The organism is Pseudomonas avellanae BPIC 631, assembly GCF_000444135.1.
GTDB lineage: Bacteria > Pseudomonadota > Gammaproteobacteria > Pseudomonadales > Pseudomonadaceae > Aquipseudomonas > Aquipseudomonas avellanae.
Genome location: NZ_ATDK01000300.1, coordinates 15,074 through 40,833, shown reverse-complemented (window position 1 = coordinate 40,833; position 25,760 = coordinate 15,074). Strand labels below are relative to the sequence as shown.

The following is a 25,760-nucleotide window of genomic DNA, read 5'->3' as shown; positions in this document are numbered from 1 at the left end:
CTACACGACGCTCTTCCGATCTCGAGATTATACGGGCCTGTTCTCATAGGGATCAATGGGTTACGTGGAAACGGGAACAGACCCTAGCAATTCTGGGCGGTTGGGCTATAACTAATCAGCTTTCGTAAGTCATGAGGTAGAACATGAGCGACGACGACGATACTAACGACGATCTGGTAGACGACCTGGAAGGCGAAGAGGACGGTGAGGGGCTTGCAGCTGCTTCCCCGGAAGACGACTCGGCCGAACCAGACGATTCCGACGTCCCGGCAGCGCCCGCTAAAGGCAAGGCCAAGGCTGCGGTCTCGATTGACGAGCTGCCTAGCGTAGAAGCCAAGAACAAAGAGCGTGATGCTCTGGCGCGTGCGATGGAAGAATTCCTGGCGCGTGGCGGCAAGGTGCAGGAAGTGGAGGCCAATGTGGTCGCCGATCCGCCGAAAAAGCCTGACAACAAATACGGCAGCCGCCCGATTTAAAGTGGCAGACGCTGTATGAGAAAAAGCCCGCCGTCGCTGCGGGCTTTTTCTATTGTGGGCATTTCAGGCCGTTTTCAGGCCCAGCGCGCCAGTACTTCCGGCAGTTGCGACAGGTTGTGAATCTCGGCATCCGGCAAGCGATCTGCGTCCCAGGCCTTGCCCTGCGGGTTGTACCAAATGGCGCGCATGCCCGCCTGTTGTGCGCCGGCAATGTCGTCGCTGGGGTGGTCGCCGACGTGCACGGCGGCGTTGGCATCGACTTTTGCACGGCGCAACGCTTCGAGAAACGGTGCCGGGTCGGGCTTGCCGATGCCCAGGTCCTCGGCACACAGGGCAAAGGCAAAGTAGTCGGCCAGCCCCAAGCGACGCACGTCAGCATTGCCGTTGGTGATAACGCCGAGCGTGAAGGTCTTGGCGAGAATTTCCAGAGTGGGCTGCACCTCCGGGAAAATCTGCACTTGATGGCGGCCATGCAGAAAGACGTCAAAGCTCTCGTCGGCTAGCTGCTGAGCTTCGTCGGAGTCGTAGCCAGCATCTTCAAGGGCGTGAAACAGCACGCGGCGTCGCAGTGCACTGATCCGGTGCTTGAACGAAGGGTCTTCGTCCAGCAGGCGTGAGCGGATTTCCCACAGATGCTCCACGGGGACCGGCCCGAGCTTTGGCGCATGCTCGGCCAGCCAGTCACGCAGCGCGGCTTCTGCGCCGACAATGGCAGGCGCGGTGTCCCAAAGCGTGTCGTCGAGATCGAACGTCACCAGCTTAATCATCTGCAGCTCCTTTACGCTTGGCTCGGGGGTGGGCACTGTCATAGACAGTGGCCAGGTGCTGGAAGTCCAGGTGCGTGTATATCTGCGTGGTCTTGATGTCCGCGTGACCGAGCAGCTCCTGCACCGCGCGCAAGTCCTGTGACGATTCCAGCAGATGGCTGGCAAACGAGTGACGCAACATGTGCGGGTGCAGGTTCTGCCCCAGTTCGCGCTCACCGGCGGTCTTGATCCGCAGTTGAACGGCGCGCGGGCCGAGGCGTTTGCCTTGCTGGCTGACGAACACGGCGTCGTCCTGCGGATTGGTCAGGGCGCGTAGCGGCAGCCAGGTTTCCAGCGCCTGACGTGCCTTGCTGCCGACTGGCAATACGCGCGTCTTGCTGCCTTTGCCCAGCACTTGCACCAGTCCGTCGCGCAGGTCCAACTGGTCGAGGTTCAAGCCGGTCAGTTCGGACAGCCGCAACCCTGATGAGTAAAGCAGCTCCATGATGGCCTGATCGCGATGAGCCAGAAAATCATCTTCAACGCCACCGTCCAGCAATTGCGCCGTGCGGTCGGTATCCAGCGTCTTGGGCAGGCGTCGTTCGCCTTTGGGCGGAGACAGGCCGTTGGCAGGGTCGTGCTGGCAGAGGCCTTCACGGTTCAGATACTTGTAGAAGCCGCGCACCGCCGACAGCATCCGCGCCAGGCTGCGCGAGGATTGGCCTTGCTGGTGCTGGCGGGCTGTGAAGCTGCGCAGTTGCTGGATATCCAGATCATTCCAGCTCGACAGCTGTGCTTTCTGGCAAAACGCCAGAACCTTGCTCAGGTCGCGTCGGTAGGCTTCAAGCGTGTGCGGCGACACCTGGCGCTCACTGCGCAGGTGCATGCAGTAGGCGTCCAGATGCTGTTCCACAGCTAGCGGACCGAACGCAGCGAATGGGCGAAGCGGGGCAACAGACGGCTCAGCACGTCAGCGATATAACTGAGGAACAGCGTGCCGACCGAGCTTTTGTAATGCTGTGGGTCACGGCTGCCGATGGCCAGCACGCCATGCAGGCCCAGATGGTTGAGGCTGGCGATAGCGGTCGAACCGACTTCCTTGCCTTGCTCGGCACCGAACAGAAATGCCAGCTCATGTTCACGCAGCGCGCCGCAAATGATCTTCTCGCCGATCAGGCCGCCAATGGCTTTCTGCGCCTCGGCACTGCTCACCCAACGGCCCACGGGCATCGGGCTGTCGCTGAACAGAATCAGGCTGACGAAAGGCACCTGAAAGTCCTGGCGCAGGCTGTCTTCCACGGCGATCACCAGCTCGTCCAGGCTGGTGGCGTCCATCAATGCGAGGTTCAGGCGGCGGGTTTTCTCGAACAGACGGTCGTTGTCGCGTGCCACGTCCATCAGTTGCGAGAGGCGATGGCGCATTTCGATGTTGCGCTCGCGCAGCAGCTTGAGCTGACGCTCGACCAGCGAGACGGTGTCGCCACGCTGGTGAGGAATGCGCATCGACACCAGCAGCTCGTCATGCTCGGCGAAGAATTCGGGATGCTCGAGCAGAAAAGCGATGACCGCTTCTGCTTCAAGGTCTGGCGCTGCGCTATCGACAGGCGATTCGCTGGGGGTGCCGGTTGAAGCGGGAGGCTGATCGGTCATCGTAGTTACTCGCTTAAAGACGAACTTGGCCTTCGTAGACCCTTGTTGCAGGGCCAGTCATCATGACTGGGTGTCCCGGGCCTGCCCACTCGATGGACAGGCGACCTCCGGGCAGGTCGATCAGCAGCGGCGAATCCATCCAGCCCTGGCTGATGGCGGCCACTGCCGCTGCGCAGGCCCCGGTGCCGCAGGCTTGGGTTTCCCCGGCGCCGCGTTCCCAGACGCGCAACTGCGCACGCTGGCGGTCCACAACGTGCAGGAAGCCGACATTGACCCGTGCCGGAAAGCGCGGGTGATGTTCAATCTTGGGGCCTAGCGTGTGCACAGGCGCGTTGTTGATGTCATCGACACGCAGCACGGCGTGAGGATTGCCCATCGACACAGCCGCCAGTTCGACCGTCTGCCCGTCTACGTCGAGCGAGTAGCTTTTGGCTTGCTCTGCAGCCTGAAACGGGATCTCTTCCGGCACGAGGCGCGGCGGCCCCATATCGACGCTGATTTGCCCGTCGCTGCGGATATCGAGCTCGATGATGCCGCCTTTGGTCTCGACGCGTATCTGTTTCTTGGCGGTCAGGCGCTTGTCGAGTACGAAACGGGCAAAGCAGCGTGCGCCGTTGCCACACTGTTCGACCTCGGAGCCGTCCGAGTTGAAGATCCGGTAGCGAAAGTCCACGTCCGGGTTGTTCGGTGCCTCGACCAGCAACAGCTGATCGAAACCGATGCCGGTGTGGCGGTCGCCCCATTGTTTGGCGTGCTTGGGCAAAATGTGCGCGTGCTGACTCACCAGGTCCAGGACCATGAAGTCGTTACCCAGCCCGTGCATCTTGGTAAAACGCAGCAGCATGGGGTTACTCCGGCAGCAGGCTTTCGCCAGCGAACAGCTCGGCTACGGTTTCGCGACGACGCACTTCAAACGCCTGGGTACCGTCGACCAGTACCTCAGCGGCACGGCCACGGGTGTTGTAGTTAGAGCTCATGACAAAACCGTAAGCGCCGGCCGAATGCACCGCCAGCAGATCGCCTTCGGCCAGTGCCAGCTCGCGGCCCTTGGCAAGGAAATCGCCGGTTTCGCAGATCGGCCCGACGATGTCGTATGCACGCGGTTCGCTGTCACGCGGGCGCACCGCCGTGACGTCCATCCAGGCTTGATAAAGGGCAGGGCGGATCAGGTCGTTCATCGCCGCATCGACGATGGCGAAATCCTTGTGCTCGGTATGCTTGAGGTACTCGACCTGGGTCAGCAGCACGCCCGCGTTGGCCACGATAAAGCGCCCTGGCTCGAACAGCAGGCCCAGATCACGCCCGGCAAGGCGCTCGCGCACCGCTTTGATGTAATCGCCCGCCAACGGGGGCACTTCATCGCGATAACGCACGCCCAGGCCGCCACCCAGATCGATATGGTGCAGGTGAATGCCGCAATCGCCCAGGCGATCAACCAGATCGAGCAGGCGATCCAGCGCATCGATGAACGGCTCGAGCGTGGTTAGCTGCGAGCCAATATGGCAATCGACGCCGATCACTTCCAGGTTCGGCAACTGCGAGGCGCGAATGTAAACGTCTTCGGCTGCCGCGATGGCGATACCGAATTTGTTTTCTTTCAGGCCCGTGGAGATGTAGGGGTGGGTGCCTGCATCCACGTCAGGGTTGACGCGCAGCGAGATCGGCGCACGAACATTGAGTTCGGCGGCGACTTCCTGCAGGCGCTCAAGCTCGTCGGTGGATTCGACGTTGAAACAGTGCACGCCGACTTCAAGGGCGCGACGCATGTCTTCACGGGTCTTGCCGACGCCGGAAAACACGATTCTTTCGGCTTTGCCGCCAGCGGCCAGCACACGTTCCAGTTCGCCACGCGACACAATGTCAAAACCGGCGCCAAGACGCGCCAGGACATTGAGCACACCCAGGTTGGAGTTGGCTTTCACGGCGAAGCAGACCATGTGCGGCATGCCGCTCAGCGCGTCGGCGAAGGCACGATACTGCGCTTCGATGTGAGCGCGCGAATAGACATAGGTCGGCGTGCCGAAACGCTCGGCAATGGCAGACAATGCTACCCCTTCCGCGAACAGCTCACCGTCGCGGTAGTTGAAGGCGTCCATGGGATTCCCTTAAAGGTGCTTGTGCGATTGCGATTTGGCTTGTTCTTCCGGGGTTTTGGTGTCATCCGGCAGATACAACGGGCCTTTTTGGCCACAGGCTGTAACAAGACAAGCGACCGCGACAAGCGCAGCAAGCGAAGAGATCAGGCGCTTCATGGCGAAATCCTTTGTAAAAGCATTAATTGCGCCCGAGTATACCGACCACCCGGCAGCTTGCCTATGCGATGGGCTTCCCGTCTGGCGGGCCTCGGACATTAAACCGTTCTCGTAACACCAACTGGCGGGTAAGCTTTGCATTTGCCTGGCAGCGTCCGTATCTTGCCCCTCTGCGCTATCAGCAGACACTTATCGAGGTTCCCGTAATGAGTTTGACCGAAGCGCGATTCCACGACCTGGTCGATGCGACTCAGCAGAATATCGAAGACGTTTTCGACGAGAGTGGTCTGGATGTCGATCTGGAAAACTCGGCCGGTGTATTAACCGTCAAGTTCGAAGGTGGCTCGCAGCTTATTTTCAGCCGTCAGGAGCCGCTACGTCAGCTCTGGCTGGCAGCCAAATCGGGTGGTTTTCACTTCGATTACGATGAAGAAGGAAGCCGTTGGGCGTGTGACACCAGCGACGAACTGCTCAGCGAGATGCTTGCGCGCATGACGTTTGAGCAAGCTGGCGCCGACCTGGATTTCTCCGAGATCTGATTGTGAGCCAGACACCTGCACGACCGCCCAAGCCGCTTTTCAGCAACGTCAGCCCTGCCGTGGCGTCACCTTGCGTCAGCTTGTGTCGGCTTGACGAGCAGAAAGTCTGTCTGGGGTGCTTTCGCCACGTCGAAGACATCCGCGAATGGCGCTCGGCCGATGACGACCGGCGTCGGCAGATCCGCCTCAATGCAGACCAGCGCCGGGCCGCTGCCGAGGTTGGGCAAGCCGCTGGCTAGCGCCGGGTCGGGTTGTGTATTTGTTGCGCTGTGTTAGTGTCAGACCCTGCTTCTCCAGATCGAGAAGCCCGTAAAACCCCGCCTGCCCCGGCGGGGTTTTGTTTTATTCATGGAGAATAAAGGAGTCTGCCCAGACCATGACCACAGCACCTTCGATCATCCTCACCCGGCTCGACGTACAACGTCTTGAGAGCTTCATCGGCAGCCAGGACGAAAACACGCCGGGCCTCCAGGCGTTGCAGGCCGAACTGGACCGCGCCGAACACGTGGTTGGCCACGATGAAGTGCCTGCGGGCGTTGTGACCATGAACTCGCGTGTACATTGCCGTGAAGAAGTCAGTGGCAAGGACTACCACCTCAAACTGGTCTATCCGCAGGATGCCGGCGCAGAGGGCACCGTATCGGTCCTGGCCCCAATGGGTTCGGCCCTGCTCGGCCTGCGTCGGCCAGCATATCGACTGGCCTGCACCGGGCGGCAAGACCCTCAAACTGACCTTGCTGGCGGTCGAATATCAGCCGGAAGCGGCGGGCGAGTACGAGTAACCCAAGGCGTTGCATCCGCTGAATGCCTGCCGTGTCGTGCCGCATACCCAAGATCGGACGCGGAGCGTCGCATGATAGTCGAGGTTATCGTTCCGTACGCTCCAGCGTCACGCCTGCTCCATCGCCTCGTTCAACAGTGTCTCCAGCTCGGCCTTATGGCGCAGGAAGAGGATAGTTTGTCCGTGCTTGCCATCCAGCAGGCCGGAGAGGTCCAGGTCGGTGATGTAACAGCGATAGCGTTGCGGTTCCAGGCGTTTGCCGAGGATTTGCCGAGCAACGGCTGCATACAATTGATCGCCGTATTCCAGCTCGGAAAACTCGCTGTTGTCGCAATACAGGGTGGCGTTGAGCTGCCCCGGCGAGGTTTCTTCGATGATTGCCTGCACGTCATAGAACGACCGGTCCGTCGCGGTCGGGGCCAGTCGATGTTCGACACGCCGGGCGTGCCCCGGGCCGGAAGGCAGGATCTGATAGTAAAGGGTTTCCAGCGAAACCGGCTCGGACGGGTCATCCAGCGACAACGACGCGCCACGACGATAGACCAGCGAGTGAAAAAAGCGCTGCAGGGGCGTCAACAGGCTCTGCTCATCGTGATAAGGCACACGCTGGTGCCAGAGCGAATTGTGCTCGTCCAGCACATACAGATCCGCATCCGGCTCGTTGACCCGGTAAAACACCTGAATGCACTCCGGCTGCCCGAGCGGCAGGATCAGGGTCAGGTCATGCCCGTCGAGTGCCTGAGGGTCGAGATGCAGAGGGCTGTAACGCGGCAGTTCCTCGCCCAGGTACTTGAACAACCCTGGCAGGCTGTTGACCACCACATGGCCGACCTGGCCTGGCTTGATCTCCAGTACGTGATACTGCTGCTGCACCTGTATCAGATAACGGTGGTTCAGCTGTCTGGCGAGTAACAATTGCGCTGTGCTGATCAGCTCTTCGACACGCTGGGCGATGGCAGGCGCGCGGTTATGGCAAAAGCAACGCACACGAATCTGCTGCTGTTTACCACTCGTCGGCAAGCTGCCGAGCAACTCGCTCATGCAGTCGAGCAGCGCGTGCGGGCCGTCGTAGCGGCTGACCAGCGTTTCGTTCCAGGTATTGAGCGTAATCTGGTCCAGCGTCAGCACCAGATTTTCCCGAACGCCTGCATAACTGAGCGAATCAGTGCGCTCGGTGGTCATCAGAATATTGAGATCGCGGTGATGCCTGAGCGGATCGACGCCGACATTGATCAGCAGCAATATCTCGCTGGGCGCGCTGGGTTTGAGCAGCTCGTCGTCGCTGACCTCGGGCAGTGGCAGCTCAATACTCTGCTGCAAGGCCCCCAGCAGGTTGAACAGCTCGAATTCACTCAGGTCACTGGTGCCGGGGTGCAGCGCTACGCGGGTGGTGGTATCGATCACATTGTTTCGGTGGCACCAGGCCAGCAGCTCAAGCAATTCCCGGCTGCGCTTGATGGGCGAAAAGTTTGCCCACTCATTAATACCCAGGTTGCCGTTGTACAGCGCCCACTGATGTTTGCCCGGCTCGCGCTTGTCAGGCGAGTGCACCAGCGTCAGCGTGTCTTCGGCAAGGTCCGGGGCGATGCCCGGGTTGATGAACTCGACCTTGCCCGCCTTGCGCTCGTACGCCGCATACAGGCGCCGGCCCAGAATGGTCAGGTCGCGGGCGTCGAGCGTATCGTCGGTGCTTTGTGCCCTGGCGAAGCGGGTCTGGAAGCGATAACTGTAATTGAGTTCATTGACCAGCGCGCGGCGCTCGCTGGCCACCTGGCGCACTTTCCACTGGCTGCGGCTGTCGAGCAACGTCAATTGCCGCTCATCCCAGCCCCATTCCGAGGTCAGGCGCGCAAGCAGCACGCGTTGCCAGCCGATGTTGCGTTGGCGGGTCGAGCCGGTAAGCTTTTTGTTGACCTTCAAATACAGGCTGCGCCGCACCAGTTCCAGACGCTCGGGCTCGTTGCGCGCCTGCAGATGCTCTTCGATACGGCGGTACACGACCACGTAAGGGTCCAGCTCATCCAGGTCCAGTTGATTGGCAAACACCGCCTGTTTGAAGCGCAGGCTCAGGCACTGCACGCGGGGATGTTCGCTGGAATACACCTCGATCAACAGCAGCTTGAGCACTGACTTGTAAGGCGACCCGATGCCTTTGAACAGCTGCCATAGCCCTGCGCCGATAAACTCTGTGGCGGGGATGTGCGACATCGGTCCGAGGTCGAGCACTTCGCTGGCGCGGATGAACCGCTTGCTCAGCAGGGTGTAGGTGTAATCCTCATAATTCTGCTCTTCGTAGACCGGCACCATCCACCACATCGGCGTGCGCCCGGCGAGCCAGATCGCTGTGCGATAAAACTCGTCGAGCAACAGATAATGCTGGGTGGTACCGCAATCGTCAGAGCTTAGCTGCGAGTCGCGCTCGCCGCTTTTGAAGCGTTGCGGGTCGATCAGAAAAAAATGCGCCTCTGCCCCCATGGTGGCAGCCCAGGCTTCAAGGGCCTGACATTTCTTGCGCAGTTCGGCGATGGCGTCCGGGTCCAGTTCGCTGTCATGGCAGACCCAAACGTCCATATCGCTTTGATCAGCTTGGGCCAGCGTACCGAGGCTGCCCATCAGAAACAGGCCGTGAATCGGCTGCGGCGGGTTGCCGTGTCGCGCTTTGTACGAGAACGAGCGCGTCAGGCGTTGCGCCTCGGCCAGTGCCAGGGTGTCTGGCTCATAATGCGATACGCCGGCAGGCGTGCTGCCCGAAACATAGCCGGGCAACAGTGGATGATTGACGTGGAAGAACAGTGGCAGCAGCGTCAATACGCTTTGCTGGCGCGTCGACATGCCTTCGAGGGCACGCGCGTATCGCCCGTCATTGAGCGACAGGAAGCGGTTACGCAGCTGGCTGAGAACCTTGCGGTCAATGCCCTCATCCAGATCGGGGCGAATTTCAGGATTACGCGTCATCGCAACTCAAGGCACCTGGCTGGTGCAGGCATGGACTTACTGAGCAAAAGGGCAAAGAAAGTTTGCAGCCGAGAGAAGCGGATTCAGTCGGGTTGTTATTCTGGCGCCAGTTTCTTGTATCGACTGGCGTTCAGATAAGTAAAGGGCCTGCCACGCTTTTTTGTGTGCAGGCCCGGCAACCGTCAGGCAGCTTGTCTGGAGACATTGAGAATGGTCAGCAGTGACTGCGCGTGCTGAGCGGATTCAAGACCGAGGCTGGTCAGGTAGCCGCCATCAACTTGAGTCGTTAGGCCTTTTTCGAAGAGTCTTTTTGCAGCAGAGACGGCAGCGGGGGCCGCTATGTGGTGGACTTTGAGGCCTTCCTGGGTGTTTCCCAGATTGAACAGTGCAAGGATTTCCAGTTCGGCAACCAACTCAGGGGTATACGACATAGGTACTCCAGACTTTTTATAGTAGTACGACCTGGCCGGCTGGCGGGTGGGCTCTGGAATCGACGTGTCCTGTCTGCGCTCGTCGGTTCTGGATGACCGTTAAAGCCGGTTTGGCGTGATAGCCCCGGAGGATTGAGCGGCGGCGGGGCATTTGCAGTGTAGTCAGCGTCTGGCGTGTTTGCAGCATATATATTCTCGGCGTGACCGGCCGGGTGATTATTTCTCGGGCGGCAGCTCAGGCAGGGCGCGCAGCGCTGCTTCGTACCATTGCGTATCGAACGCACGGTCCTGCTCGAGCAAGGCGTCGATCTCGATTGCCAGTACGTGTGCCATCATTTCAAGAATGTCGTCACGCTCATAATTGACCAGCGTGAGCATGTTGAACACGGCCTTGGCCGCTGGCGGGTTACCGGATTCGATCTGGTTCTCGATGGCTTCGATCAGGGTCGAGGCGGCAAATTCTTCTTCGTCATTTTCGATTGCGTCGGTCATGGTAAATCCTCAAGTAAGGCGGGCAGTCTAACCGGCGACCTGAAAACAACAAACCCCGGAAGTCCGGGGTTTTTCAGCACGCAGGCCGGAAGATCAATCCGCTGTCGGTTGACCCAGCGCAACAGATTCCTTGCTGCGCCAGTGCGGCAGGGAGTTCCAGTAGCGTTCGCCTTTGGCGTCGTCGTACAGGCCTTCCCAGCGCGAGATGACCAGCACGGCCAGCGCATTGCCGATCACATTCAGGGCCGTACGCGCCATGTCCATGATCCGGTCGACACCAGCGATGAACGCCAGGCCTTCCAGCGGAATGCCCGCGCTGCCCAGTGTCGCCAGCAGCACGACGAAGGACACGCCCGGCACGCCCGCGATGCCCTTGGAGGTGACCATCAGGGTCAGTACCAGCATCAATTGCGCACTGATCGACAGGTCAATGCCGTACAGCTGGGCAATGAATATCGCTGCAATGCTCTGATAAAGCGTCGAACCGTCGAGGTTGAACGAGTAGCCGGTGGGCACCACGAAACTGCAGATCGCTTTCGGCGCGCCGTACGCTTCCATCTTCTGAATCACGCGCGGCAGCACGGTTTCGGAACTGGCGGTGGAGTAGGACAGAATCAGCTCGTCCTTGAAGATACGCATCAGCTTGATGACCGAAAAGCCGAATGCCCGTGCGATCAGCCCCAGCACCACAAAGGCGAAGAAGGCGATGGCCACGTAAACCAGAATCACCAGCTTGGCGAGCGGCAGCAGCGACGCGAAACCGAAGTTGGCGACCGTCACCGCAATCAGGGCGAATACGCCAATCGGTGCGTAGTTCATGATCATGTGAGTGACCTTGAACATGGTTTCCGAAATGCCCTGGAAAAGCTTGACCAGCGGCTCGCGCACTTCGGCTTGCAGGCTCGAAAGCCCCAGGCCGAACAGCACCGAGAAGAAGATGATCGGCAGCATCTCGCCACGGGTCATGGCGGCGAAGATATTGGACGGGATCAGGTTGAGGATGGTCGCAACAAAGGCGTGATCGTGCTGAACCTCAGCGGTGGTCTGCTGATACTTGGAAATATCGACCGTCCCCAAGGTGCTCATGTCGATGCCGGTGCCCGGATGGAACACGTTGGCCAGCACCAGACCCACCAGAATGGCGATGGTGGTCACGACTTCAAAGTAAAGAATGGTCTTGAGGCCGATGCGCCCCAGCTTCTTCGCGTCGCCCATCCCCGCGATGCCGAAAATCAGCGATGCGACCACGATAGGAATAACGATCATCTTGATCAGACGAATGAAAATGTCGCCCGCGGGCTGCAGGATATTAGTGATCCACCAGGCTTTCTCGTCACCGAAATGGTTGAGCAGTGCTCCCACCGCGATACCCAGTACCAGCCCGATCAGAATCTGCCAGGCCAGGCTCAGCTTTGCCTTCTTCATATTATTACCCTTGTTGGAAGTGGCTTGGGCAAGTCCAGACCGATGCTCCGAGCGTGCTTTTCACAGCACTTTCAGGGCACGGGCTCCCTTTGGAAATGTCCCGAGAAGGTCACCGCAGGCGAGCATCCCAGCTCTATAGCAGGCGAAAAAAGTCGCAACTATTCCCATGACGTGCGTGTACGTCTAATGCCGTAAACGACTACCTCATGCTCAATCGGCATACAAATGCGCAAATATGTGTTGATTTGTGTCAGGCAAGAAGATGGCTATTCGGCGTAAAGGTGGCTAATACGTCGTCTTCGGGCAGATGAGGAGATGCGCGGGGGAAGGGCGAACATCGTGATGCTGAATCGATTACGCGGGGGATTTAACAGATGTACGGTATCAAAACGCCCAAGGTTGCTCATCCGCAGATGAGTTATGCCCTGGGCGCTCGACATTATTTTGCCCGGTCAGCCTTTTCCCTTGGTACGGGTCATGTGCGGACCGCTGTTCTTTTCCAGGTACTCAATGATCATTCCAGCGACATCCTTGCTGGTGGTCACTTCAATGCCTTCCAGGCCGGGTGAGGAGTTCACCTCCATCACCAATGGGCCGTGATTGGAGCGCAGGATATCCACGCCCGCCACACTCAGGCCCATGACCTTGGCTGCGCGCAACGCGGTCATGCGCTCTTCAGGGGTGATCTTGATCAGGCTGGCGCTGCCGCCACGGTGCAGGTTGGAACGGAACTCCCCCGGTTTGGCCTGACGTTTCATCGAAGCGATCACCTTGTCACCGACCACGAAGCAGCGAATGTCTGCGCCGCCGGCTTCCTTGATGTACTCCTGAACCATGATGTCCTGCTTGAGGCCCATGAAGGCTTCGATCACCGATTCAGCGGCCGTGGCGGTTTCGCACAGCACCACGCCGATCCCCTGAGTGCCTTCCAGCACCTTGATGACCAGCGGCGCGCCGTTGACCATCTGGATCAGGTCGGGAATGTCGTCCGGCGAATGCGCAAAGCCGGTGACCGGCAAGCCGATCCCCCGGCGTGACAGCAATTGCAGCGAGCGCAGCTTGTCCCGCGAGCGGGCAATGGCGACGGATTCGTTGAGCGGAAACACGCCCATCATTTCAAACTGGCGCAACACCGCACAGCCATAGAACGTCACCGAGGCGCCAATGCGCGGAATGACCGCATCGAAGCCCTCCAGCGGTTTGCCGCGATAGTGAATCTGCGGTTTATGGCTGGCGATATTCATATAGGCGCGCAGCGTGTCGATCACCACCATCTCATGGCCCCGCTCGATACCCGCTTCGACCAGACGACGTGTGGAATACAAACGCGGATTACGCGAAAGCACAGCGATCTTCATGCAACACCTGAGGAAGTAGAGGCCGGGAACACCGGCTTGTCTTGTACATAAGTGATGCCCGGATTGACGACCAGTTGGCCGTCGATCAAGGCTTTGGAGCCCAGCAGCAGCCGATAACGCATCGACCTGCGGCAAGCCAGTGTGAATTCCACCGGCCAGATACGATCACCCAGGGCCAGCGTGGTGCGAATGACGTAACGCACCTGTGCCTGGCCGTTGGAGCTTTTAATGGTTTTCATGGCGACCAGTTGCGCCTCGCAGCGGCGATGGCGCAACTGCACCACCGTGCCCAGGTGCGCGTTGAAGCGCACCCATTTCTGGCCATCACGTTCAAACGGTTCGATTTCAGTCGCGTGCAAGCTTGAAGTGCTCGCCCCGGTATCGATTTTTGCCCGCAGGCCAGCGACCCCAAGGTCGGGCAGCGCCACCCACTCGCGCAGGCCGATAACGGTCAGGTGATCAAATGTTTTCAATGCGATTCCGTACTTCTCAAGGCTTCTGCCAAGCCTCAGGTGCTACCTGAGCCAGGGCTTTGAATGCAGGTTTGGCGAACAAATAGCCTTGCATCAGGGATATGCCGCAATCAGCCAGAAAATCCCGCTCTTCAATGTGTTCGATACCTTCGGCGATGAGCTTAATCCCCAAGTCCGTACACATTGTGACAACACCACGAACAATAGCCTGACGTGCGCGATCACGATGAATGTCGCGGACCAGATTCATGTCGAGCTTTATCAGGTCGGGTTGAAAATCAGCCAGCAGGGTCAGCCCGGAGTAGCCGGCACCGAAATCGTCGATGGCGGTCATGAAACCGAACTCGCGATACTCTCGCAAAATGTTGCTCAAATGGTTGTTGTTATCCACATGCTCGCTTTCGATGGTCTCGAAAATCAACCGCTCGATAGGAAAGTCATGCTGCTTGGCCGCCTCCAGCGTGCTGCGGATACACAGCTCGGGACGATACACGGCATTGGGCAGAAAGTTGATCGATAAACGCTCGGTCATCCCCAGTTTTGCCGCGCCGGCGATGGCCGTGGTCCGGCACTTCTGATCGAAGCGATAGCGATTCTGGTCGGTGACCTGGTTCAGCACCGACATCGCGCCTTCACCATTCGGACCGCGGACCAGCGCTTCGTGGGCGAAGATCGACTGGTCGTGCAGGTTGACGATAGGTTGGTAGGCGTAATCAAACGAAAAGCCCAGTTCCGGACTGCCGGTGCAGCTCTCACACCCCTTTTTGGGGGCGGTCAACGAAGTTGGAAAATCTGTCACGTCGCGCTCCATGTGGGGTCGGGGCCATAAAATGATGAATAGCTGATTTTGACAAGCAAGGATCGGTTACTTCATGTTCTTGATAGCTACAGATCAGCAACCGCAGGCAGTCACGTTTCCTGATGAGCCGGATAACGTTCAGACTGCCGCACTGATGAGGAATTCAAATGGCACAAAAGATGGAAGAGGACGACAAGGTTCGTCTGGATAAATGGCTGTGGGCCGCCCGTTTTTTCAAAACGCGTGCGCTGGCCAAAGCCGCTATCGAAAGCGGCAAGGTGCACTGTCGCGGCGAACGTTGCAAGCCCGGCAAGGAACCTCGCCTTGGCGACGAGTTTCAGATTCGCATGGGCTTCGACGAGCGCACGGTGGTCGTCGAGGCGCTGTCCATTGTTCGTCGTGGCGCACCGGAAGCGCAGACACTCTATCGCGAGACCCCGGAAAGCATCGACAAGCGTGAAAATGCGGCCCTTCAGCGCAAGGCCGGCAACCTGGGGGTGACCACCGATGGCAAGCCGACCAAGAAGCAGCGTCGCCAGCTGTTCGATTTCCGCGGCGCTCGGGACAGCGAATAAAAGCTCCGCTCGGCGCTCGAAATGCCATCCGGCTTGGAAGCGCCCCGGATAGCTCATAAAATGCCGGTCAACCCGTATGGCCCCAGCCACTTTCGAGTGCAGGACGGCGCTTTTCCCGCCGCGAGCCATTCACTGTCATTACCTCAGATACCCACTTCTTATGCATGATTTCCCGGACATCGATTTCACCCAGCGTTTTATCTTCGACGAAAGCGACGTTCGTGGAGAGCTGGTAGCCTTGGAGCGCAGCTACGCCGAAGTGCTTGCCAAACATCCCTACCCGGAGCCGGTCGCGCAACTGCTGGGCGAACTGATGGCGGCCGCGGCCCTGCTGGTCGGCACCCTCAAGTTCGATGGCTTGCTAATTCTGCAGGCGCGCTCCAGCGGCGCCGTACCGTTGCTGATGGTCGAGTGCTCGAGCGAGCGTGAGCTGCGTGGCATTGCCCGTTACGACGAAGCGCTGATCACCCCTGGCGCAGGCCTGCAGGACCTGATGCCGGACGGCTCGCTGGCATTGACCGTCGATCCGCGTCAGGGCAAGCGCTATCAGGGCATCGTGGCGCTGGACGGCGTCGATCTGTCGGAAAGCCTCTCCAACTACTTCGTGATGTCCGAACAGCTGGGCACCCGCTTCTGGCTCAAGGCTGACGGTCATCGCGCCCGTGGCCTGCTGCTGCAACAACTGCCCGCCGCCCAGATCACCGACCCGGAAGAGCGCGATGCCAGCTGGGAGCACGTCGTTACCCTGGCCAGCACCCTGACGGCCGAAGAAATGCTCAGCCTGGACAACCAGACCGTGCTGCATCGCCTGTATCACGAAGACCCGGTGCGCCTGTTCGACGTCCAGCCGATCTGCTTTCGCTGCAGTTGCTCGCGCGAGCGCTCGGCCAACGCACTGGCCAGCCTTGGGCTGGAGGACGCGCAGCAACTGGTTATCGAGCACAACGGCAGCATCGAGATCGACTGCCAGTTCTGCAACGAGCGCTACCTGTTCGATGCCACTGACGTTGCGCAGCTGTTTGCTGGCGGCGGTGTCGATTCGCCATCTGACACGCGTCATTAATCAACGCGTAAACAGCCTCAGAATACGGTGTGGGCCCCTGTAATGCTGTTCTGACAGGAGGGTCCTACCATTTCTGGGCATTTCTGGCATAATCCGGCCCACTTTTACGCTGTAGTAGTGGTTGTTTTTTTACTACAAAACCGTTTGGAGCACTCGGCTACAGGCCGACGGGGAACCTCATGACGCAAATCAACAACGCTGTGCACACCGATCTGAGCACCGACGAACTGGTCAAGGAAGCCCTTGCCCGCAACGAAGGCGTACTGTCCGACACTGGCGCACTGGTTGTGGAGACAGGCCATCGTACTGGCCGTTCGCCGGTCGATCGTTTCATCGTTGAAGAGCCGAGCACCCAGGACGCCATCGCCTGGGGCCCGATCAACCGCAAGTTTCCGGCCGAGAAATTCGACGCTTTGTGGAACCGTGTCGGTGCGTACCTTGCCGAGCGCGAGCGCTTCGTTTCCCACGTTCATGTAGGTTCCGATCCTGCGCACTACCTGCCTGTCAAGATGACCACCGAAACAGCGTGGCACAATCTGTTCGGCCGTTGCCTGTTCATCAACCCTGAACAGTACAACCCGGCTGGCAAGGACGAGTGGGAAATCCAGAACGCGCCATGGTTCGTCTGCGACCCTGAGCGTGATGGCACCAACTCCGACGGCACCGTCATCATCAACTTCGCCGCCCGCAAGGTGCTGATCGCAGGCATGCGTTACGCTGGCGAAATGAAGAAAGCCATGTTCTCGGTGCAGAACTTCCTGCTGCCGGCCGTAGACGTACTGCCGATGCACTGCGCTGCCAACATGGGCGAAGAGGGCGATGTAACCCTGTTCTTCGGCCTGTCCGGCACCGGCAAGACCACCCTGTCCGCTGATGAAAGCCGTTACCTGATCGGTGACGACGAACACGGCTGGGGCGTGGGCGTGGTGTTCAACATCGAAGGCGGTTGCTACGCCAAGTGCATCGACCTGTCCGAGAAGAACGAGCCGGTCATCTGGAAAGCCATCCAGCACGGCGCTGTACTGGAAAACGTCGTACTCGACCCGGTCACCAAGACCGCTGACTACGCCGATAGCAGCCTGACCCAGAACAGCCGCGCCGCTTACCCGCGCGAACTGATCGAAAAACGCGCCCCGAAAAACCTCGGTGGCGAGCCAAACGCCGTGATCTTCCTGACCTGCGACCTGACCGGCGTCCTGCCGCCCGTGTCGATCCTCAGCGAAGAACAAGCCGCTTACCACTTCCTGTCGGGCTACACCGCACTGGTCGGTTCGACTGAAATGGGTTCGGGTTCGGGCATCAAGTCCACCTTCTCCACCTGCTTCGGTGCACCGTTCTTCCCGCGTCCGGCTGGCGAATACGCAGAACTGCTGATCAAGCGCATCCGCGGCTTCAAATCCAAGGTCTACCTGGTCAACACCGGCTGGACCGGCGGCGGCTACGGCGTCGGCAAGCGCTTCAACATCCCGACCACCCGTGGCGTGATTGCAGCGATCCAGAGCGGTGCGTTGATCGGTGCAGAAACCGAACACCTCGACACCATCAACCTCGACGTACCGAAACTGGTACCCGGCGTAGACACCGGCCTGCTCAACCCACGCAACACCTGGGCTGACAAAGCCGCCTACGACGAAGCCGCCAAGGCGTTGGCTGGCCTGTTCGTGGAGAACTTCAAGAAGTTCGACGTGAGCGACGCCATCAAGGCTGCGGGTCCGAAGTTGTAAGTAGCGCTGCTTGAAAAAACCGCCTTTATCAGGCGGTTTTTTTTGCCTTCGTTTTACGAATTTCAGGATCTGTCATTTATTGTCTTGAACATAAGTGTGGCCAGGTTTTATCACAACCTCCTTTACCAGGGCGTTGAGTTCTTTGCTGTGATAGAGGTCCAGGCACTTCAGTAAATCAAACTTGACCCCTTACAGGGGAAGCCTTGCCCGAATCCATTCCAGGCGTGTGGGAGGCATCGTCATTGTGTGCTCCATCTGCTCCTTGTCATCTTGATAGACAATACTATCCTCGGAGACCTTGAGCGGCTCATGTCCGGGCTGGCCGCCCCAAAAAACCTTATAGTATCGCCTGGCTAACAGTTCGCCTTGATCGTCGAAGATAGTCAGCCGGACCCTTTCCATGCCATCGCCATTAAAAAGACTGTTGTTCACCCCGGCCCCGCAAATAGCTATCGTGAACGGTTTATTGTTGAAAGATTTTGAGCCACCATTTAATTTTTCTGTGTGGTTATAGTGCTGGCAGCTGGAGTTGTCGAGCAGGCTGAATAGGTCGGCGTAGATCACTAAAGCAATCGATATAAAAAAAGAAATAAAAAAGGCCAGAAGTGTTTTTTCCTTATGTGGTTCTTGAAGGCTTGCATGCTATATCCAGTTCTATAGTGATCGGCTTTTTTTACGTGTGGTTTTTTGGCCTGCTGCAGATGATAAAGTTTCCATCCCGGTTGTACTGTTTTCTCTCGATCTGACTCGATTGATGGGGTGAGCTCCTCAATGGACAGGGTCGAGATCTCACGCTTACCGTCATCTATTTGCCCGACATGGCGCAGGCGCTAATCGAGCCCTCAATCGCGAGTGTCGAGATTGACTGGCTACGGTCGTAATGTACAGGTGCCGGGGCCATGTTGTAATTAAACATCTCCGGCGCCGCACCGACGTGCGCCCCCTGGAAATGCTCGGGTAAACGCTTCGACTTGTCGGGGCGTTTGCTTGTCTGGAATACTGATTTCCATTTGTGACGATGACAAGGAGGTGGTTTGTGACAGCGACCGGAATTCAGGTACGACGTTTTGTGCCGAACGATGAGCAAGGTGTGTCGGCATTGATCCTGCCCATCCAGCGTGAAGAATTCGGTATCCCCATTACTGCCGAGGATCAGCCTGATCTGAAGGCGATTCCGACGTTTTACCAGACCGGCACAGGTGATTTCTGGGTCGCGGTGCAAGGTGATCACGTCGTCGGCAGCATCGCGCTCAAGGACATCGGTTCAGGGCAGGCAGCGCTGCGTAAGATGTTTGTCGCCGCGCCGTTTCGCGGCAAAGAGTTCTCGATTGCAGCCAGGCTGCTGGACCGTTTGATCAAGGAGTCCAGCCGCAGGGGCGTTACTGAGGTGCTCCTGGGCACGACTGACAAGTTTCACGCTGCACATCGCTTCTACGAGAAGCACGGCTTTCGGGAGATAGAGAAAGAGGACCTGCCTGCGAGCTTTCCGCTGATTGCGGTGGACAACAAGTTCTATACGTTGGCCCTGAGCCACGACTAATGAGATGGCCGTATTGCCGTTGTGTCGGCGAGCGGCAATTCAGCAGAACGCCGACAGCAATACCGGACACGCGAAACCGCGTGCTCCGTCGTAGGCGCTCAAGCCTCCTGAATATCTGACTGGCTTTTCCGCGCGTTGAAAATGTCCATGGCCGAGCTGTCGTCCGATGTGATGAGCGCGGCGTAATTGGCGGGGTATTGAGCCTTTTCTATGGGGGGCAGCTGGTTGTAGTGGGCGAGAAGCATCACCAGCGTTTGAGTGCTTTTGCCGGTTTCGTTGTATTCGTCGACATATCGTTGGCAGATGGCCCTTTTCCATATTTGCTCTTGATCGTAGTGCTCTGAATACGCAGCACTTCTTTCGTTAATGGTGAAGTCGCTGTCTTCGTCGTACATGATCAGGCTTAGTTGATCCTGAGATAGCCCCGCGAACGGATTCGTTCCTGACCCGTTCTTGAACGAAGTCGCTTGCCTGGCCCTCTCGATCAGTGCAGGGTCGTCCGTATTCGGTATCTCTGCGTCGTGCAGTTTTCTATTGGCGTAATAACTGTTGCCTGCAATTTTGTCACTGATGCTTTTTGCCAGAGAACCCAGGCTTTTGATGTCAAGGCTGTTATCGCGAGCCTGGGCGCGTGCGGCACTATTGCTCAATTGGCTGGACAATGTCGAGAAGGTGGCGTCGTCAATGGCTGGTGCAGAAGTGAGCTCTTTTAGGTTGGAACTTATATTCGTGGCGGAGGTACTTTTCTCGACAGTCGTTATTGTGGTGTTATGGGTGAGGTGTGCGATGGATGTTGTATCAATCATGCTGCGTCCTCGCTGCTGAGGCCAATCCATGGCTTTATATTCAATCTCTGTATCGGCCAGGCCAGAACCAGCTTTAGTTTTCTGCTGAAAACGTGCGTGTCAAAATGCGACACGCACGCTCCGGAGCTTATTTCATGGTGAATTCAGCAGCCCACGCATAGGTGGAGAAATTGGTGGCGCGAGACGTCGCCGTGCAGACAGCGCCGCCTTCAGAGTTTGCAGTCCGGTTCCATTTCGGCACCTTGGCACCCCCCGCACCCGGAAGCTTTATGAAGGTGGTCGAGAATACGCAAGCCTTGGAGCCCATGACGTAGCGAACACTGGCGTAACCTGTATCCGGTGATAGAGTGCTTCGCGTGGAGTAACTATCTGAACCCCCAGGTTGGACTGTTGGGGCAATAGTCGTTTTGGTATTTAGCTGAGTCGATATCTCGTTGCGAGTGACAACTTTATATTCGGCAACCTCCGTGCCCAAGTTTTTAAATGTAACAGTCACCGGCGGCCCCGCGTGCGCAGAAACGACGGCGCATAGTGTGGCGAGAGCGAACGAGGTCAGTAAGACGTTTTTGGTTTTCATGATCGGTAGTTCCTGAGTGAAGTAATTAAATTCGTATTTTTAAATAAGGTGTACGCAAGGCGGCACTGCACACTATTAATTCGAGGTCGCAGCCTGTCGTCCAGATAAAAACTGCTGGAGTGTGAGTGCGCAGGTGTGAGCGCCGCCCTTGTAAAGCATTCTTGATGTAGGAGGTATACAGAGGAAAACCCTATGCTGAAACATGGGCGGTTCCGCTGGGCGGGTCAGAAGAAAAGATTAACTTTTCGCAATTCTTGGTGATGTTTTAGCACGATGGGCTGGGAAGAAAAGTAGGAAATTTCTGATTCTTTGCAAATCAGCTAATGAATATTATTGTTCTTGTGTTTTAGTGTCGAGTTGGATTAACTGCGCTGGCAGAATTTCTAAGTGTGCAGGTTAGAGCGCCCCACAGAGCTGAAGGGCGCGACCCTGTATCTCACGTCACCGCATAAAACTTGCGCACATACCCCGTGCTGGTCCATTTGCACGGTGCGCCCTTTGCAACGAATACCGTGTCGCCTGTGTGCACGGTCAGGCTTGGGCCGTTTTCCAGGCTCAGCACTACGCTGCCTTCGATCAGGTTCATCAGTTCGTGGATTTTGTGTGGGCGCGAGATGCGCTCGTAGGGCGTGGAGTCCCAGACGCCGATGCGCAGGGTGCTGGCGGTGTCTTCGAACAGGTTGTTGCTGCGGCACTGCGGCAGCGCGCTGATCATGATGCTCGGGTCGGGCGGCGAGGACGGCGTGAGCAGGGCGAGGCGATCGAGGGCGGTGATGCCGGATTTGTCTGGCCCGCTGGCCTGAGTGGATGCGCAGAACGCCCAGACGCTGTCCGATTGCGCGTCAATGCGTACCTGCGTGCCACGACCGATCACTGCGCTTTCACCGGTGCTGAGGGTGACGCTGTCGGTGCCTGAGGTCAGCGTGACGCTGCCGCGATGCACCACCAGCATTTCGGTGTAGGGATAGGCGGCTACGGACAGCGATGTGCTGAAATGGACCAGGCCGGCAGCAATACCCTGATCGTCGATGAACGCCGTGCGACGGCCTTCATTGAAGGGGTCGTGTGCGTCGAGCGGGCCGGTGGTGAATTCGGTCTCTACCGGGCTGAGGTCGGCGCGGGCGAGGATTAGTGCGGTGGGTTGGGGCATCGGAAGTGAGTTCCTGGGTGAGGGTTTATGATTCATCGATGATCGTTCTCACGCTGAACGCTCAGCGTTGTACACAGCTCTGCTTTTGATTCTGGCCGAAGGCCGTGGGAGATTCTTGTTCGCGAAAGGGCCGATATACTCTTCGGAAATGTGTCGTCTGAAACGCCGTCTTCGCGAACAAGCGAAGCGTCGCCCGGTTCGCTCCCACAAAAGCTTCATTTCGGGGACTATCAGGACGTTATGCATAACTCTGCTTTTGATTCTGGCCGGAGGCCGTAGGAGTGGACTTGTCCACGATCTGTCGGGAACCGACAGTAAAACCGGCGGCCTCGGTGTACCAGACACAGCCGAGATAGCCTGTTTCGGGGCCGCTTCACAGCCCATCGCAGCCGTCGTAACCTCCTGCATCTCCCACGCCCTCCGGGCAGAAGCCAGATCTATGGGCCTCTCGGGACTTGCGCACACCGTCGAACGCTATGACTGCGCTCAACCGATCGCCTGGGTTATCAATGCAAACTGACTCACCCCTTCGCGGGCTTGCGGAACTGCGCCCAGGCTCATGCAGGTCACGCTGTCCACGCGTTTCAGGCCGGCTTCTTCCAGCCAGTCCGCCAGGCCGCAGTCAGTGGGTATGTCGATGCGTACAAAGGCGTAGGGCACTCTGGCCAGCAGGTGTTCGATCATGTGCCGTGCTTGCTCGACCGTCTGGGCAACCACCGGGCCGATGCACAGGCCGCGGCCGAACGGGCGCAGCAGGGCGAAGGCCTGCAGCTGGCCGTCACGGTCGATGCCGACTGCGTGTTCGAGGTTGTTCAGTACATCGCCCAGCGTGGCCGAGCGGTCCAGGCCTGAACCGGCATTGCCCAGTTCTAGCACGCGAGCGTGATCGGCTTCGCTTAGCACGCGGCAACTTTCTTCTGCCTTTAATACCGTCGCATCCGGCAGTTGCGCCTGCCCTTGGCGCTGCTGAATCTCGCCAAAGCTGACAAAACCCATTTTCTCGTACAGCGGCGCGCCCGCCAGCGTGGCGTTGAGGATTGCGGTGCGTGGCGGAACGCTGCCGACGGCCAGCTCCATCAACTTGCGGCCAATACCTTTGCCTTGATAGTCGTCGCTGACGATCACCAGGCCGATGGTGGAGAACTCGCCCTGATGACAGGCAAAGGCGCTGCCGATCAAACGGCCGTTGTGCACCGCGACAAAACCCTGGGCGACACGTTGCAGCATGGCCCAGTCTTCAAGCCGATGCGGCCACTTCAGGGCGATGGACAGTTCATGCGCGTTGCCGACATCGGCGGCGGTCATGGGGCGAAATTCAAAGTCGAGGCGTTGCTGAGCGAGCATGATGTGTCTCCGTCCATAAGGATGCACAGGCAAATAAAAGGTGCGGCAGGTGTGTTGTATCCCACCTGTGGCGAGAGGTGACAAGAGGGCGGAACGCATTCGGCAGATTCCACAAACCGCCGTTCGCCAGACCACAGTTACTGCTTAAATCGGCCGAGGGCTCGGCAGCAAATGCTTGTGGTTTTTTATCCGGATCAAGCTCTTTATAGCGTGGCCGGATTTGCCCGCTCCGCAATCGGTAGCGCGGCGCAGTTTCTGCGGTGCAAAGCCCCGTGTTTGAGCCTGAGCGCCCTGAAAAGGGTCAAAAAAGCGCCGAAAACAGGGGTTTGCCCAAGGCTGGAGCGCCCCGCAAAGTCTGCTGAGCGCGCACCTCAAAACGGTGGTTTCTATCAAGCAGCCATCACTTTTAACGCCATATGCTGATTTCACGGTGTTGTAATGAGGGTGTGCTGCAGCGTGCATCACCGCCCTTGGAACGAGGCCGGATTGCTCGTCATGCCATGACCTCAACGAACTTTCAGGACCGCACACAATGAGCTTTCTTCGACCAAAATTCATTACGTTCGACTGCTACGGCACGTTGACCAACTTCCACATGGGCACCATGACGCGCGAGATCTTCGCCGACCGCGTTCCGGCTGAACAGATGGACCAGTTTGTCAGGGACTTCTCGGCGTATCGTCTGGATCAGGTCATGGGTGACTGGATGCCTTACGACGAAATCCTGAAAGTCGCACTGGCTCGCACCTGCAAGCGCTGGAATGTTGAATACCGCGAGGAAGGCCAGCTGTATTACGACGCCGTGCCGACCTGGGGTCCGCATGCCGACGTGCCGGCCGGCCTGTCGAAGATTGCCGACAAGATCCCGCTGGTGATCTTCTCCAACGCCAGCGACAGCCAGATCATGTCCAACGTCGATAAGCTCGGCGCGCCGTTCCACAAGGTGTTCACCGCTGATCAGGCCAAGGTCTACAAACCACGTCTGGCAGCCTTCGAGTTCATGCTCGACAACCTCGGTTGCGGCCCGGAAGACATCTTGCATGTGTCTTCAAGCTTCCGTTACGACCTGTTCTCCGCACACGACATGAAAATCAAGAACAAGGCCTTCGTGGCGCGTGGCCATGAACAGCCAGCCAACAGCTTCTACGAGTACCACCAGATCCCGGACATCGGTGGGCTGGCCGGGCTGGTCGGTCTCTAAACCGGCAAACCCGGGCAACACCGGCATTTTTCAAGGTGCTCTTCAATGAGTGACAAGGGGAACAGAATGCGCAGTGAGTCTTACTGGCTCGACACCGCTCCAGATTTCACCGGCGCGCAGGATGGCGCAGTGGAGGGGCAAGCTGACGTTGTGGTGGTCGGTGGCGGTTTTACCGGCCTTGCGGCGGCGCGTGCATTGGCCTTGAAAGGTGCCAGCGTGGTGGTTCTGGATGCGGGCCGGGTGATCGGCGAAGCGTCTGGCCGCAACGGCGGGCAGTGCAACACTGGCGTGGCTCAGGACTACGCGTCGTTGAGCGCAACCCTGGGGGCCGATCAGGCCCGCGAGTATTACAAGGCTTACGAAAGTGCCGTGCAGAGCGTTGTCACGGTGGTCGAGCAAGAAGGCATTGCCTGCGACATCAAGCGCAACGGCAAGCTCAAACTGGCCGCCAAGCCTGGGCATTACGAAGGACTGGCGCGCACTTGCGAGCTGATTCGTCGTGAGGTCGATGCCGACGTCGAGTTGCTGTCGGCTCAGGATGTGCGCAGCGAAATCGATTCAAACGAATTTCACGGCGGCCTGCTGCAGCGCAACGGTGTGCAGATGCACGTTGGCCGTTTCGGCCTGGGCCTGGCCGATGCAGCTGTGCGCCACGGCGCAAAGGTGTATCAGGGCGCCACAGTGAAGGACTGGAAAGCCAACCGTGGAGGTTTTGTGGTCAACACCTCCAAGGGGTCTATTCAGGCCGGGCAGGTGTTGCTGGCGACCGGCGCCTGCCAGCATGGCGGGTTGGGCTGGTATCGCCGACGCATCGTGCCGGTCGGCAGTTTCGTGATCGTCACCGAAGTGTTGCCGCAGGCGCTGATCAACCAGCTGTTCCCTCATCAGCGCGCTTACGTGACCAGCCGTTTGATCGGCAACTACTTCCGCCTCACCCCGGACAACCGCCTGCTGTTCGGCGGCCGGGCGCGCTTTGCCATGTCCAACAGCAGCTCCGATGCCAAGAGCGGCAAGGTGCTGCAAGCGGCGATGGTGCAGATGTTTCCGCAACTGGCACACGTCAAGGTCGACTACTGCTGGGGCGGTCTAGTGGACATGACGTCCGACCGTTTGCCGCGTGCAGGCGAGCACAACGGCGTTTTCTATTCCATGGGCTACAGCGGGCATGGCGTGCAGATGTCGGTGCACATGGGGCAGGTGATGGCCGAGGTTATGGAAGGCAAGGCGCAGGCCAACCCTTGGAAAGACCTGAACTGGCCAGCGATTCCCGGCCACTTCGGCAAGCCCTGGTTTCTGCCCCTGGTAGGCGCTTATTACCGCTATCAGGACAGTCGCCACTGAGTTTTTGTTTCACCGTCGTCGTGTGTGCATGAAGGACGCTCCGGCCAACCGTGAGCAACTCG

At 58.5% G+C, this 25,760-nt stretch carries 27 protein-coding genes and 3 pseudogenes; 10 read left to right on the top strand and 20 right to left on the bottom strand.

Annotation, left to right across the window (positions count from 1 at the left end):
* Window positions 1–143: 143 nt before the first annotated feature.
* Entirely contained in the window at window positions 144–476 is a 333-nt protein-coding gene (sutA, locus tag DW49_RS0118285; protein ID WP_005613637.1) for a transcriptional regulator SutA, read from the top strand.
* A gap of 74 nt (window positions 477–550) precedes the next feature.
* Here the strand turns inward: sutA and DW49_RS0118280 are convergent, their stop codons facing one another.
* From DW49_RS0118280 to lptM, 6 genes are read right to left on the bottom strand one after another with little or no spacing between them, the layout of a single operon-like run.
* Window positions 551–1,243: an HAD family hydrolase gene (locus DW49_RS0118280; RefSeq protein WP_005613638.1), complete on the bottom strand. Its 693-nt coding sequence runs from the start codon at window positions 1,241–1,243 to the stop codon at window positions 551–553.
* Window positions 1,236–2,135: a tyrosine recombinase XerC gene (gene xerC / locus DW49_RS0118275; RefSeq protein ID WP_005613639.1), complete on the bottom strand. Its 900-nt coding sequence runs from the start codon at window positions 2,133–2,135 to the stop codon at window positions 1,236–1,238. Before xerC ends, DW49_RS0118280 begins: the two co-directional genes overlap by 8 nt.
* Before the next feature lie 2 nt (window positions 2,136–2,137).
* A complete protein-coding gene (locus DW49_RS0118270) occupies window positions 2,138–2,872 on the bottom strand; it encodes a DUF484 family protein (protein WP_003377929.1) in 735 nt (244 codons plus the stop codon).
* Between the two features lie 13 nt (window positions 2,873–2,885).
* Complete coding sequence (gene dapF / locus DW49_RS0118265; protein WP_005613640.1) at window positions 2,886–3,716, bottom strand: diaminopimelate epimerase; 831 nt, start codon at window positions 3,714–3,716, stop codon at window positions 2,886–2,888.
* Between the two features lie 4 nt (window positions 3,717–3,720).
* Complete coding sequence (lysA, locus tag DW49_RS0118260) at window positions 3,721–4,968, bottom strand: diaminopimelate decarboxylase (RefSeq protein WP_005613642.1); 1,248 nt, start codon at window positions 4,966–4,968, stop codon at window positions 3,721–3,723.
* Window positions 4,969–4,977: 9 nt separating this feature from the next.
* Window positions 4,978–5,124, bottom strand: a complete 147-nt coding sequence (gene lptM / locus DW49_RS01000000128540; protein ID WP_003377923.1) for an LPS translocon maturation chaperone LptM — start codon at window positions 5,122–5,124, stop codon at window positions 4,978–4,980.
* 206 nt (window positions 5,125–5,330) lie between these two features.
* On the opposite strand from lptM, the gene cyaY reads away from it, so the two are divergent.
* Together cyaY and DW49_RS0118245 are read left to right on the top strand one after the other, a co-directional pair.
* Entirely contained in the window at window positions 5,331–5,663 is a 333-nt protein-coding gene (gene cyaY / locus DW49_RS0118250; RefSeq protein ID WP_005739883.1) for an iron donor protein CyaY, read from the top strand.
* 2 nt (window positions 5,664–5,665) lie between these two features.
* A complete protein-coding gene (locus DW49_RS0118245; RefSeq protein WP_005613644.1) occupies window positions 5,666–5,902 on the top strand; it encodes a DUF1289 domain-containing protein in 237 nt (78 codons plus the stop codon).
* Between the two features lie 107 nt (window positions 5,903–6,009).
* Here the strand turns inward: DW49_RS0118245 and DW49_RS1000000133715 are convergent, their stop codons facing one another.
* A complete protein-coding gene (locus DW49_RS1000000133715; RefSeq protein ID WP_229687548.1) occupies window positions 6,010–6,180 on the bottom strand; it encodes a hypothetical protein in 171 nt (56 codons plus the stop codon).
* Between DW49_RS1000000133715 and rnk the strand changes: the two are divergent.
* Window positions 6,100–6,445, top strand: a pseudogene (gene rnk, locus DW49_RS01000000128535) (nucleoside diphosphate kinase regulator). The gene DW49_RS1000000133715 and the pseudogene rnk overlap by 81 nt on opposite strands.
* A 107-nt stretch (window positions 6,446–6,552) precedes the next feature.
* On the opposite strand, the gene DW49_RS0118235 reads toward rnk, so the two are convergent.
* The 7 genes from DW49_RS0118235 to rimA form a co-directional block, all read right to left on the bottom strand.
* Window positions 6,553–9,399: a class I adenylate cyclase gene (locus DW49_RS0118235; protein ID WP_005613645.1), complete on the bottom strand. Its 2,847-nt coding sequence runs from the start codon at window positions 9,397–9,399 to the stop codon at window positions 6,553–6,555.
* Window positions 9,400–9,581: 182 nt separating this feature from the next.
* Entirely contained in the window at window positions 9,582–9,830 is a 249-nt protein-coding gene (locus DW49_RS0118230; protein ID WP_005613646.1) for a TIGR02647 family protein, read from the bottom strand.
* A gap of 216 nt (window positions 9,831–10,046) precedes the next feature.
* A complete protein-coding gene (locus tag DW49_RS0118225) occupies window positions 10,047–10,322 on the bottom strand; it encodes a hypothetical protein (RefSeq protein ID WP_005613647.1) in 276 nt (91 codons plus the stop codon).
* A 93-nt stretch (window positions 10,323–10,415) separates the two neighbouring features.
* Window positions 10,416–11,747 carry a glutamate/aspartate:proton symporter GltP gene (gene gltP, locus DW49_RS0118220; protein ID WP_005613648.1) on the bottom strand — a complete coding sequence of 444 codons (1,332 nt, stop codon included), beginning with the start codon at window positions 11,745–11,747 and terminating at the stop codon, window positions 10,416–10,418.
* A gap of 452 nt (window positions 11,748–12,199) precedes the next feature.
* Window positions 12,200–13,105 (bottom strand): 30S ribosomal protein S6--L-glutamate ligase, encoded by a 906-nt coding sequence (rimK, locus tag DW49_RS0118215; RefSeq protein WP_003318100.1) that lies wholly within the window; start codon window positions 13,103–13,105, stop codon window positions 12,200–12,202.
* Window positions 13,102–13,578, bottom strand: coding sequence for a retropepsin-like aspartic endopeptidase RimB (gene rimB, locus DW49_RS0118210; RefSeq protein WP_005613649.1), 477 nt, complete (start codon window positions 13,576–13,578; stop codon window positions 13,102–13,104). Before rimB ends, rimK begins: the two co-directional genes overlap by 4 nt.
* 16 nt (window positions 13,579–13,594) lie before the next feature.
* Window positions 13,595–14,377, bottom strand: coding sequence for a S6 modification regulatory phosphodiesterase RimA (gene rimA, locus DW49_RS0118205; RefSeq protein ID WP_024421346.1), 783 nt, complete (start codon window positions 14,375–14,377; stop codon window positions 13,595–13,597).
* Window positions 14,378–14,544: 167 nt separating this feature from the next.
* On the opposite strand from rimA, the gene DW49_RS0118200 reads away from it, so the two are divergent.
* The 3 genes from DW49_RS0118200 (at window position 14,545) to DW49_RS0118190 (ending at window position 17,739) form a co-directional block, all read left to right on the top strand.
* Window positions 14,545–14,952 (top strand): RNA-binding S4 domain-containing protein, encoded by a 408-nt coding sequence (locus tag DW49_RS0118200; RefSeq protein ID WP_005613651.1) that lies wholly within the window; start codon window positions 14,545–14,547, stop codon window positions 14,950–14,952.
* Window positions 14,953–15,112: 160 nt separating this feature from the next.
* Window positions 15,113–16,015 (top strand): Hsp33 family molecular chaperone HslO, encoded by a 903-nt coding sequence (gene hslO / locus DW49_RS0118195; protein WP_005613652.1) that lies wholly within the window; start codon window positions 15,113–15,115, stop codon window positions 16,013–16,015.
* 179 nt (window positions 16,016–16,194) lie between these two features.
* Window positions 16,195–17,739 carry a phosphoenolpyruvate carboxykinase gene (locus tag DW49_RS0118190; RefSeq protein ID WP_005613653.1) on the top strand — a complete coding sequence of 515 codons (1,545 nt, stop codon included), beginning with the start codon at window positions 16,195–16,197 and terminating at the stop codon, window positions 17,737–17,739.
* Between the two features lie 72 nt (window positions 17,740–17,811).
* Here the strand turns inward: DW49_RS0118190 and DW49_RS1000000130480 are convergent.
* Both DW49_RS1000000130480 and DW49_RS0118180 read right to left on the bottom strand, forming a co-directional pair.
* A pseudogene (locus DW49_RS1000000130480) lies at window positions 17,812–17,928 on the bottom strand (T6SS amidase immunity protein Tai4 family protein); the annotation flags it as partial.
* Window positions 17,929–18,380 (bottom strand): annotated as a pseudogene (locus tag DW49_RS0118180) (hypothetical protein).
* Between the two features lie 395 nt (window positions 18,381–18,775).
* Here DW49_RS0118180 and DW49_RS0118175 point away from each other — a divergent pair.
* A complete protein-coding gene (locus DW49_RS0118175; protein ID WP_005613654.1) occupies window positions 18,776–19,279 on the top strand; it encodes a GNAT family N-acetyltransferase in 504 nt (167 codons plus the stop codon).
* A 98-nt stretch (window positions 19,280–19,377) separates the two neighbouring features.
* On the opposite strand, the gene DW49_RS0118170 is transcribed toward DW49_RS0118175, so the two are convergent.
* From DW49_RS0118170 to DW49_RS0118155, 4 genes are all read right to left on the bottom strand, one after another.
* The gene (locus DW49_RS0118170; protein WP_005613655.1) at window positions 19,378–20,085 is read right to left on the bottom strand and encodes a hypothetical protein; all 708 of its coding nucleotides are present in this window, start codon (window positions 20,083–20,085) and stop codon (window positions 19,378–19,380) included.
* Between the two features lie 127 nt (window positions 20,086–20,212).
* The gene (locus DW49_RS0118165; RefSeq protein WP_024420221.1) at window positions 20,213–20,662 is read right to left on the bottom strand and encodes a cupredoxin domain-containing protein; all 450 of its coding nucleotides are present in this window, start codon (window positions 20,660–20,662) and stop codon (window positions 20,213–20,215) included.
* Between the two features lie 436 nt (window positions 20,663–21,098).
* On the bottom strand, window positions 21,099–21,812 hold the full coding sequence (locus tag DW49_RS0118160) for a cupin domain-containing protein (protein WP_005613659.1): 714 nt from the start codon (window positions 21,810–21,812) through the stop codon (window positions 21,099–21,101).
* 486 nt (window positions 21,813–22,298) lie between these two features.
* On the bottom strand, window positions 22,299–23,156 hold the full coding sequence (locus tag DW49_RS0118155) for a GNAT family N-acetyltransferase (protein WP_005613660.1): 858 nt from the start codon (window positions 23,154–23,156) through the stop codon (window positions 22,299–22,301).
* 532 nt (window positions 23,157–23,688) lie between these two features.
* On the opposite strand from DW49_RS0118155, the gene DW49_RS0118150 reads away from it, so the two are divergent.
* Both DW49_RS0118150 and DW49_RS0118145 read left to right on the top strand, forming a co-directional pair.
* Complete coding sequence (locus DW49_RS0118150) at window positions 23,689–24,357, top strand: haloacid dehalogenase type II (protein ID WP_003382325.1); 669 nt, start codon at window positions 23,689–23,691, stop codon at window positions 24,355–24,357.
* A gap of 66 nt (window positions 24,358–24,423) precedes the next feature.
* Window positions 24,424–25,698 carry an NAD(P)/FAD-dependent oxidoreductase gene (locus DW49_RS0118145; RefSeq protein ID WP_005613661.1) on the top strand — a complete coding sequence of 425 codons (1,275 nt, stop codon included), beginning with the start codon at window positions 24,424–24,426 and terminating at the stop codon, window positions 25,696–25,698.
* The last annotated feature ends 62 nt before the right edge of the window (window positions 25,699–25,760 follow it).